Source organism: Prevotella sp. 20925_1_30 (assembly GCF_041433025.1).
In the GTDB taxonomy this organism is placed as follows: Bacteria; Bacteroidota; Bacteroidia; order Bacteroidales; family Bacteroidaceae; genus Prevotella; species Prevotella vespertina.
In genome coordinates this window covers 1-11973 of sequence record NZ_JAPWAR010000041.1, presented here as the reverse complement: position 1 = coordinate 11973, position 11973 = coordinate 1, and the positions used below count along the sequence as shown (strand labels likewise).

The following is an 11973-nucleotide window of genomic DNA, read 5'->3' as shown; positions in this document are numbered from 1 at the left end:
AAAGGGCTACTCCGTAAGGTCACGGTGAAGAATAATGGTCAACAGCTCCGCAGCTATACCTTAAACTATGAAGAAGGACCGTTTGGCAAAATGCTGCTAAAGAGCATTAATCAGAACGATAGTAGGGATGGTAAGGTTGCTACACAATCTTTTGACTATTATAATGACCTCAAAAATGGGCTTTTCTCTTCTAAGGCAGAATTATGGAAAACTCAATCTGACGACTATGAATCATTACTGAAACACTCTGTTCGTGGATGTAATGATAATCTCAGTATGCTGGGTGCTGGTTACTCCTCAAGTAAATCTGTAGGTATGGGTATGTTTTTCGGCTTCGGTCTTACTATCGGAACACTGAATGTCGGAACGACAGGTACGCACAGTTCGAGTCGAAATATAGGTAAAGTTGCTTTTGTCGACATAGATGGTGATGGGTTGCCTGATAAACTTTTTCAACAGTATGGCAAACTGTTCTATCGTAAGAACTTGAATTCTGATGCTGTAAAGACATCCTTTAGTAACCCTATCGCAATACAAGGGGTTAATTCCTTCTCAGAAGGAAAGAGTAAAAGTTTCTCCATTAGTGCTGAAGTTGCAGCTGAGATAGGTAAAGTCGGTAAAACTAAGGGGTCTGCGGGTATCAGTTATACTCGTACAACTGGTAAGGACAGAACAAGTACCTTTCTCTATGACTTTAACAGTGACGGCCTTACGGATATAGCCGTAAATGGACGTGTCTATTTTAACCATATAATAAATGGGAAGCCTGTCTTTACTCCAAAAAGTGGTGTTACAGCTAATCCTGTTATAGAGAAAGGTTCTGCCATAGACAGCCATTTCGTACCAGACTACAGGCTCATTCGTGATTCTTTGGAAAAGGAAAATCCGCTGAATGATGCTGTTCGTATGTGGCGTGCACCATTTGACGGAACAGTCAATATTAAGAGTACGATTGAGAAGATAAGTAGCCAAGGTGATGGTATCATATATAGTATACAGCATGAGAATGAGGGATTCATGATTCGAGACTCCTTGTTGCAGGCTGGAAGTAAAACACATAATCTTCATTGTAGTGTACAGGCTGGTGACAGACTTTTCTTCCGTCTTCAGTCCAGATATGATGGAGATAATGACAAAGTGCTTTGGAATCCAATCATTACCTATACCTCCTTACCAGTTGGTAAGGACAAGTATCTTTCATCTGATTTGAAAGTATACGACAGCAAAGCTGATTACATTGAGGGTGAAAGCGATGTTGCTGTCTTCAACCGTACAGGTAAGGTAAAGCTTCATGCCCCTTATACAAAGGAAAAAACCTCTGATGATGTCATGCTTACTGTCACACGGCAGGATATTCATGGAGAAACCATCATTAAACGTATCATTCTTCCAGCTGATACAATTATCAAAGGAGCATATGACTATATGGCTGATGTGAGCGAGGAGGATTCAATATCTCTTAATTTTGTTATTACGACAACTTCGCCAATAGACTGGACCAAAGTCCGATGGGAGTGCAGTTACCATTATGATGATGAAACAGATGCTGTCCGCCTTGTAGCTTCCCGTAGGATGTTCAACAAGCCTGTCAGTATTGCTGCAAGTAGAAACCTAAAGCCTGATGTAACATCTTTGGGTAAAAAATTCCGTCCAGTACTATCCATTGTTCCAGTTCTTTCCGTCCTGCGTGAGAATAAGGATAATGACAAGGATACTGCAGCCGTCTATCTTACTTTACATGACAAAGATGGACAGCCAGTACTACATCATACCTGTTGGTTAGGAACCTCTAATACACTTAAGGCTGATACTATCACCGTTAATGATACTACACTTATCAAACGGCTATCTACAGGAAAGATAACGGCAACCTTTGCTATATCAAATGAACTGTCAGCATCAATTCAAGCTAAGGTACGGTTCCTACGTGATAGTCTCTCTTACCAGGGTGCTACTTCTACAGTTGTTATTGCTGAACATCGTGTTCTTGTGGATACGTTAGAGGCTTGTGTGTTCTCTGGATACAACTCGGTTGACTATGGCAGCCTTTATCGTGGTTGGGGACAGTTTGCTTATAATGGTAACAAGGCGTACTCCTCTCGCCCTATCGAAGTGTCTGCCTTGAGGATTGACAGGGAAAAATACAAGAATATTGCTGAACATTATCATTCTACACATGACGGGAATAAACTTGTAGAGAGTCTGACCCCAATCAATGAGCAGCGTTTTCTGGTGATGGGTTATAATACGAACAGAAAAATGTTTGTCGGAGGTTCTGAACATGTTTTCATTAATGTAGACACAATAAGTAGTTCCCGTATAGGTGAGGATGTAATCCAGATAGATAGTGTCAATTATGCAGAAAATGCAGGAGAACTGTCTGCCCCTGTGCTTGTCAGCAGTTCAAAGAGCAATGGCTACAGTGTCAGCGGCAGTTTCTTATTTGCAGGGCTAAGCGGAAGTAAGACTACACAGACCTCTTACAGCAAGGTTGCTTTAATGGATATCAACGGCAATGGTTACCCAGACTGGCTGGATGACAATGATGGTGCTATTATTGCACAATATACGAAATCTACAGGAGCTCTTGGTAATGAACGGATGAAGATAGATGTAGGACAACCAGAATTCAAATCTGAAGCATGGACAATTGGAGCAAGTCTTACCGCAGAGAAAGCTGTTAAAGAAGCAAAGAAAAAAGGTAAAAATTCTAATGATGCGCCAGCTACACCTATAAGCCCTCAACCGGCACAAGGCCAAACAGAGAATGGAAATAATGCTGATGCTTCTGGAAATAATGCCGCAAATGGAAATGATGTCTCAAAAGCGTCAGTGAGTGCCAGTGGTGATTTCACTTCAGGAAAAGCCCATACGGCAAGGGATTGGACAGACCTCAACGGTGACGGGCTCCCTGATATGCTCTATAATGGTAAGGTTAAATATGGACTTGGTTATAATTTCACCGATGAACAAGTCAGTGGAGTGTCAACGGTAGAATCTTCTGAAAATAGTACTTGGGGTGCTGGTTTAGGAACCAAGATTCCAGTTCTTGGAAGTGCAGATATATCTTTTGGGTTTAATGGAACTCGTACTACCACAAAGAACAACAACTCTTTTGTTGATGTCAATGGTGATGGCTTACCAGACATGGTTACCCGTGATGGAGAAAAAATCAATATAACCTTTAATACTGGTGCTGGTTTCATGCCGAATGCACATGAGGTAAATGGGCAAATTAATCAGTCTTTAGCAACTTCTATTTCCAAGTATGGTAATTTCTCTGTCTCTATTCCTATTCATATCTGGATATTGAGATTCAAACTTACATTCAAAGGAGTAGGTTCTTTGTCTGATGGTGTTAGCTATACCGAAGCAGCATTAAGAGATATTGATGGCGACGGTCGTCCTGACCTTATCGTTTCTGACGGGGCAAAGCAGCTTATCGTCTACCGCAACCTTACGGGAAGAACAAACATGCTGCGCTCTGTGACGCTTCCTTTCGGTGGACATATTAATATCAACTATGAGCAGACAACTCCAAGCTACGACTTGCCGGGACGTCGCTGGGTGATGTCATCTGTTGAGACTACGGGTGGATACAAGGAGAACGGAGCAGTACGAAGCAGGAATACCTTTGAATATAGCGGTGGCTATCGTGACCGTCGTGAGCGTGACTTCTATGGTTTCAAGCAGGTACGTACCAATCAGATAGACACTGAGAACGGTGACAGACTCTATCGTTACTCCGTACAGACTTATGGTAAGAACAGGGATTACTATGCACATGGACTTGTTACGAGTGAATATCTCTATACCGCTGATGGAAAGAAACTGCAGGGAGCTGTCTATGACTACGACCTAAAGACACTCGCCGTTGGTCATAATACGACAGATGCTGTTGTCTTCCCTGCCCTAAAGACGCTTGTTCAGAGTAACTTTGATGAAGCCAGTGGGGACAGTCTTTCGGTTGCTGTCAGCAATACTTACGATGACTATGGTAACCTACAGGGATATAAGGAGACTACAACGGGCTATAGCTTAGAGGCAGATATCAACTATCATAAGATAGCCGACAAGTATATTGTCAGTGTCCCGAGCCATATCGCTGTCAGCAGTGGTGGTAAGACTTACCGTGAACGCAGCACGAAGGTAGACGGCAACGGTGAGATAACGGAGATCATGCTCCATAACGGTGACAAACCTTCTGTCTATAACATGACATACGATGGCTATGGTAACATCACACGCATGACGAAGCCGGAGAACTACAACCATCAGCGTATGTTCTATGCTTATACGTATGATGACCGCTATCATAGTCTTGTGACAAGTGTCAAGGATGCATACGGCTATAGCTCCAGTACGGCTTATGATGGTCTTTGGAATGCTCCGTCTGTAACGACCGACCTTAACGGGCAGAAGATGGAATACACCTACGATGCACTGGGCAGACAGATGACTATCCGTGCTCCGTATGAGATAGAGAGCGGTCAGCCATTTACTATCCGCTTTGAGTACTTCCCTGCAGAACGCAAGGCGCATACCATCCATTATTCTAAGGAAGGCAACATAGATACCTATACCTTTGCCGACTCGCTGATGCGTGCTGTCCAGACGAAGCAGACGGGCGTGGTTTGGTCTGGTGGCAGCAATCAAAAGGTCTCCATCGTCAGTGGAAGGGCTGTCATCGATGCCTTCGGACGTAACATCACAGCTTATTACCCAATGACGGAGAGCTATGGTAACATAGGAACTTACAACCACGCTACGGGTGATCTGCAGGCAAAGACAGAGTATGATACACACGACCGTACCACGAGTGTGACGCTTGCTGACGGTAGTGTGACACGTACGGCTTACTCTATCGGCAGTCATGACGGTGAGCCGATGCTCCAGACAACGGTCACGGATGCACTGGGACGACATGCGGAGAGCTATACCGATGCCAAGGGACGCAACCGGGAGACGGTGCAGCATGCCCGTGGTGAGGAGATTACGGTGAAGTACAGCTATGATCCTGTCGGACAGGTGATGACGGTTCAGCATCCTAACGGCAAGGAGACGAAGTATGCCTACGACCTGCTCGGTCGGAAACTGATGGTGAATCATCCTGATGCAGGTGAGACGGATATGACCTATGATGCGGCAGGTAACCTCCTGACGAAGCTTACGGCAGAACTTAGGAAGTCGATATCTGACAAGGGTTATATCTCTTACACTTACGACTTCGAACGACTCCATGAGGTGCTTTATCCAGAAAATCTCTTCAACCGTGTTACTTATACCTATGGTAAGGCTGGCGATAAGTATAACCGTGCCGGTCGTCTTGCCCTCGTTGAGGATGCTTCGGGTGGTGAAGCGTATTACTACGGCAGACAGGGCGAGGTGACAAAGACTGTCCGTACGGTCATGGCGAGCGTGGCGGATATCAGGACTTATGTCTATGGTGCTACCTATGACAGCTGGAACCGTGTGCAGACGATGACTTATCCTGACGGTGAAGTGGTAACCTACCATTACAATGCTGCTGGACAGGTTGAGCGTCTTACGAGCAATAAACAGGGACGTCAGAGCGTTATTGTTGACAGGATAGGTTACGATAAGGAGGGTCATACGGTCTATACGAAACTCGGTAACGGCACGGAGACTACCTATACCTACGACAAGCAGCGTGAACGTCTGCAGGTGATGAACCTTACGGCGGATGGTCAGACTGTGATGGAAAACAGATATCGTTATGATGCTGTGGATAATATCCTCGGTATTACGAATGCTGCCAACCCAACGTCGCTGACGAAACTCAATAGGGCGAAGCTGGGAGGAAGGAGTTCGCATACGTATGAGTATGATGAGCTGAACCGTCTTATTCATGCAAACGGTAAGGCAAAGCGTGCATCGTATGACATGGTGATGTCGTTCGGACGGATGAGTGAACCGCTGACAAAGGTGCAGAAGGTGGATTCAACAACAACTGCGAAGTCTTATAACTTTGCTTATAAGTACGAGGACAGTAACCATCCGACGGCTCCAACACAGATAGGTCATGACCATTACACATACGATTCCAACGGTAATCCAACACTGGTAACGAACGATTCATCCAACACTACCCGCGAGATGTACTGGGATGAAGACAACCGTCTGATGGTACTCTCTGACAATGGCAAAACGAGTCGATATACTTACAATGCTGCTGGTGAACGCATCATGAAGAGTTACGGTACGATGGAAGGTGTGTATATCAATGGTGCACCACAGGGTATTACCTTCCACGAGACGGATAACTTCACGCTTTATCCTGCAAGTATCCTCTCTGTTAACAAGAATAGATTCACGAAGCATTACTTCATTGGTGACAAACGAATCGCCAGCCGTATCGGTACAGGATTGTTCAATAACGTCTATGGGCGTAACGGCTCATACGTAACGGCTGGTCAACAGGACTATGCAGAGCGTATGAATCAGATCCAGACACAGAAGGAAGCGTATTATAAGAAGGTGGGTGTAGCTCCTGGTGTACCGACAGAAAAGGGTGCGTATGGTGATCCAGAGAATACAGGTGTTGGTTATAATGCCGTTCTCACAGAACTCGGCAACCATGATGTGCCACAGGGTTGGATTCAGACTCCACGCCCCAACACCACACCGAATACTAACCCCGGTCCACCTGTAAGCTGGAATGACCCGAGTAATCCTGATGACCCACAGGCTGGTTATGGATATATTCCAAACGACACCACAAAGGAAGAGACCTTCTTCTATCATAGTGACCACTTGGGTTCAACGTCTTACATCACAGACGATCATGCCAACATCACCCAGTATGATGCTTACCTTCCATACGGTGAACTGTTAGTTGACGAACATAGTAGCAGTGAAGAACTGCCATATAAGTTCAATGGCAAACAGTTCGATGAAGAGACCGGCTTGTACTATTATGGTGCAAGGTACATGAACCCTATGGCAAGTATTTGGTATGGGGTGGATCCAATGAGCCTCACAAAGCCAACGTTACTTAGTTATGTCTATTGCTCTGATAATCCTATTAGATACTATGACAAAAATGGAAAAATAGGGATTGATGGCGTTATTATCGGAGGGCTTGCTGGTGGTGCATCAGAATACCTTTCTATAATGTTCCAGAAAATGGATGACCTTTCTATAAGTTCATTTGTTAAAGCTAACAAGAGTTTAACATGGAAAGACGGTGTAAGCATTGCATATAATGTAGGAACAGGTGCTATAAGCGGAGCATTGGATAATGGAATTTCAACCATGGTAAAGATCGTGAGAAATCCTATTGCTAAGTGGATTCTCAAGGAAGGTATAGGAATTATACTTGAAGGGGTAGAAAGTGCTATTTCAAAAATGATTACAGGTAAGAGTATTGATGTAAAAGCAATAGTAGCACAAACACTAATAAGTAAGGGATTTGGCCACATTCTTCCTATTGCTTATATAAAAAAAGCTACTATAGGGGCAAGACAGAACTATCAGAGAGCCTTGAAGGTTCTTAAAGATTATCAGAGTAGAAGATCTCCTAATGCAAAACTAATAAGTAAAGCTTTAGCTGGCCTAAAAGAAGCCAAGCTAAACTATGGCCTCCTTTCTGGATTTCTAACAGGATTAAAGACAACGCATAAACAGATAGCTCGTAAAGCCGTAGAGCTATTACCCAAAGAATATGGCGATAAATAAATACAAAAGTAGAATCTTAATTAGGTATGTTTGGATAGTATCCATTTTCTGTATCGCATGGTTTTCGTATAGTTGTGCTGCATTATTAACTAACAAGCATTACTCAGTAAGAATCCCAGATAATTCTTACAAAATTTTAGAAGTGAATCCTGGTAATGTTGATGTATCTGCAACAATTACCATAAATTATGCTGGGCAGAATTATCCAGTACCAGTAACTGAAGAAGATTTAATTCATCATAAGCTGCATAAAAAGTTTTTTTATAATAAATGCTTTAACTATATTTTTTATGAAGGAGACGGGAATGGCTTTTGGAGATTTGCAATTGTAGGCATAGGTATAATGGTTATCTTGTTGTTATTATATTTAAAAAAATATGGAGACTAAGGGACAAAGCTATTATTAAAAGTTCGTCACAATGATATAGAGATTCCCTTCATAGTCTTAGTTATTCTCATTCAAGCGAAATTCAACAATGGCGAGTGTGGCGGATATCAGGACTTATGTCTATGGTGCTACGTATGATAGCTGGAACCGGGTGCAGACGATGACTTATCCTGATGGTGAAGTGGTAACTTATCACTACAATGCAGCTGGACAGGTTGAGAGTCTTACGAGCAATAAACAGGGACGTCAGAGCGTTATTGTTGACAGGATAGGTTACGATAAGGAAGGTCATACGGTCTATACGAAACTCGGTAATGGCACGGAGACCACCTATACCTACGACAAGCAGCGTGAACGTCTGCAGGTGATGAACCTTACAGCGGATGGTCAGACTGTGATGGAGAATAGGTATCGTTATGATGCTGTGGATAATATCCTCGGTATTACGAATGCTGCCAACCCAACGTCGCTGACGAAACTCAATAGGGCGAAGTTAGGAGGAAGGAGTTCGCATACGTATGAATATGATGAGCTGAACCGCCTTGTTCATGCAAATGGTAAGGCTAAGCGTGCATCGTATGATATGGTGATGTCGTTCGGACGGATGAGTGAACCACTGACTAAGGTGCAGAAGGTAGATTCAACGACAACTGCCAAGTCTTATAACTTTGCTTATAAGTATGAGGACAGTAACCACCCGACGGCTCCAACGCAGATTGGTCACGACCATTACACATACGATGCTAATGGTAATCCTACACTGGTAACGAACGACTCAACGAACACTACCCGTGAGATGTATTGGGATGAGGACAACCGACTCATGGTCTTAAGCGATAACGGCAAGACGAGTCGTTATACTTACAATGCTGCTGGTGAACGCATCATGAAGAGTTACGGTACGATGGAGGGTGTGTATATCAATGGTGCACCGCAGGGTATTACTTTCCACGAGACGGATAACTTCACGCTTTATCCTGCAAGTATCCTCTCTGTAAATAAGAATCGCTTTACAAAGCATTACTTCATTGGTGACAAACGAGTTGCTTCAAGAATAGGAACAGGTCTGTTTAATAATGTCTATGGGCGTAATGGCTCATATGTAACGGCTGGTCAGCAGGACTACGCTGAACGCATGAATCAGATTCAGAAGCAGAAAGAAACATACTATAAACAGCAGGGCATTGCCCCTGGTGTACCTACAATGAAGGGTGCGTATGGGGATCCTGAAAATACAGGTGTGGGCTATAACACTGTGATTACCGAGCTGGACGACCATAGTGTACCACAGGGCTGGATACAGACTCCGAAACACAACACTACTGAAGGAAATGAGCCTGGTGCTCCAATTAGCTGGAACGATCCAACGAACCCAGAGAATCCACAGCCTGGCTATGGCTACGTGGACAATGACACAACGAAGGAAGAGACTTTCTTCTATCACAGCGATCACCTTGGTAGTACAAGTTATATCACAGACAGTAAAGGCAATATCACTCAGTACGATGCTTATTTGCCGTACGGTGAATTGCTTGTTGATGAACATAGTAGTAGTGAGGATATGCCGTATAAGTTCAATGGCAAGGAGATGGATGCAGAAACTGGCTTGTACTACTATGGTGCAAGGTACTTGAACCCTGTTACCTGTCTGTGGTATGGGGTGGATCCGCTGGCAGAGAAGTATAAAGAAATAGGTTCTTATGTTTATTGTGCAGACAATCCAATAAATTTATTTGATCCTGATGGTCAGAAGTTTATATACAATGCTCAAGGAAAATTCTTAAGGAAAGAAGGAAAAGATAATCTTGTATATATTGAACGAGATGGTAAATTGACTCAGTTAATTGATCATGGAAATGGTATGACAGATGAACAGTTTAATATTGCTGCTCATATTGTAGATGTAGAATCGAGTGATGCCCCAAATGAAAGCTTGTGGATTGCACATGCAGCTAATAATGCAGTTGATGATAAAGATGTGAATTACGCACATGTAAGAGTAAAAGGAGGGCCTAGAGTAAAGAACCATTCTTTATATGAACAACTGAATGATCAAAATTATTCGACTACTCCTGCATCAGCAAGAGTTGCTTATGATAAAGATTATCTTACAAGTTCTACAAGAACTACTGCAAGAGCAGGTATAATAGATGCATTACAATCAGATATTGATCCAACTCATGGTGCAACGTTGTGGGACGGAACAGATTTTGCAACTAAAGGGCTTAGCCATCCAAAATTTAGACAGTATAATAAAATAACAATACCAGATAATATCAGAAAAGATTATGTTTATCGAAATGAAAGCTATTTACAGAGGATAAAATCAAAGATGCAGGTGTCACCCGTTTTTGAGAGGAATGGAATTTTTATTCATGATGGCAAAAGTACAGCAAAATTCTCTCTAATAGCGACAGGTACATTTGGTAGAACTATATTTTGGCATAAAAAATAATTTTATATGAAAAAGTTTATTCTTATTTTATTCATTATTATTTTTTCAGCTCCTAGTATAAATGGGAAAGCTCAAAGAAAATGGCAAGGATATTTAATTCCACAAGGGTATGTTATTGTTGATAGCCTTACCTTAAATGGACAGAATACCCAAATAGCTATATTTAGCCCTTATAGTATGACAGCTGACGGTTGTGAAAAATACGTTGATAAAGGGGAAAATAGGATTCTTTTGATTAAGCGTGATTCTCACTTTTATAGATTTGATAATGTTATATCTAATGACGTTTATGGTTATATTGATGGGAACGAAAGTCTTAAAGAAAATGGGAATGGATTTGAATTGTGGTTTGAAAAAGGGCAGAGTTGTACTTTTGAGTATCACATTTATATTGGATTTTTTAATTCAAAAATTAAAATAACGCACATTACATTAATTACTTTATGTAATGATAAAAAGAAGGTAAAAAATATAAGATATAAAAACTTTTTACTTAAGAATTTTCATCGGAATTTAATCGATAAATTAAAAAATAAATATAGCATGTAATCTATTAGAAAGATATTTATCTTATGATCATATGCTATACTGGGAGGAGGAGAACCGCCTGATGGTGTTGAAAGACAACAACGGCATCAACCGCTATACCTACAATGCTGCTGGTGAGCGTATCATGAAGAGTTACGGTACGATGGAGGGAGTATATATCAACGGTGCACCGCAGGGTGTTACCTTCCATGAGACAGATAACTTCACGCTTTACCCTGCAAGTATCCTCTCTGTTAACAAGAATAGATTCACGAAGCATTACTTCATTGGTGACAAACGAATCGCCAGCCGTATCGGTACAGGATTGTTTAACAACGTTTACGGACGCAACGGTTCATACGTAACGGCTGGTCAGCAGGACTATGCTGAACGTATGAATCAGATTCAGAAGCAGAAAGAAGCGTACTATAAGCAGCAGGGCATTGCTCCTGGTGTACCTACCATGAAGGGCGCGTATGGTGATCCGGAGAATACAAAACGAGGGTATAACTCTATCATTGACACACTCGGTAATCATGATGTGCCACAGGGTTGGATTCAGACTCCACGCCCCAACACCACACCGAATACCAACCCCGGTCCACCTGTAAGCTGGAATGACCCCAGCAACCCTGATGATCCACAGGCTGGTTATGGTTATATTCCTAATGATACCACAAAGGAAGAAACCTTCTTCTATCACAGTAATCACCTCGGCTCAACGTCTTATATCACAGATGATAAGGCCAACATCACCCAGTATGATGCTTACCTACCATACGGTGAACTCCTTGTAGACGAACACTCTTCATCCGAAGACTTACCATACAAATTCAATGGCAAACAGTTTGATGAAGAGACTGGCTTGTACTATTATGGTGCAAGGTACATGAATCCTATGGCA

General features: G+C 42.5%; 5 protein-coding genes. All 5 read left to right on the top strand.

Annotated elements, in window-relative coordinates:
- A partial coding sequence (locus O3603_RS11450) for an RHS repeat-associated core domain-containing protein (RefSeq protein ID WP_371522935.1) occupies positions 1-7698 on the top strand: 7698 nt, incomplete at its 5' end.
- Positions 7685-8086, top strand: coding sequence for a hypothetical protein (locus O3603_RS11445; RefSeq protein ID WP_371522933.1), 402 nt, complete (start codon positions 7685-7687; stop codon positions 8084-8086). The genes O3603_RS11450 and O3603_RS11445, both read left to right, overlap by 14 nt.
- A 160-nt stretch (positions 8087-8246) precedes the next feature.
- Positions 8247-10541, top strand: a complete 2295-nt coding sequence (locus tag O3603_RS11440; RefSeq protein ID WP_371522939.1) for an RHS repeat-associated core domain-containing protein — start codon at positions 8247-8249, stop codon at positions 10539-10541.
- A 6-nt stretch (positions 10542-10547) separates the two neighbouring features.
- Positions 10548-11090 carry a hypothetical protein gene (locus O3603_RS11435; RefSeq protein ID WP_089366010.1) on the top strand — a complete coding sequence of 181 codons (543 nt, stop codon included), beginning with the start codon at positions 10548-10550 and terminating at the stop codon, positions 11088-11090.
- A 64-nt stretch (positions 11091-11154) separates the two neighbouring features.
- Positions 11155-11973: RHS repeat domain-containing protein (locus tag O3603_RS11430; RefSeq protein WP_371522937.1), on the top strand; the 819-nt coding region annotated here is incomplete at its 3' end.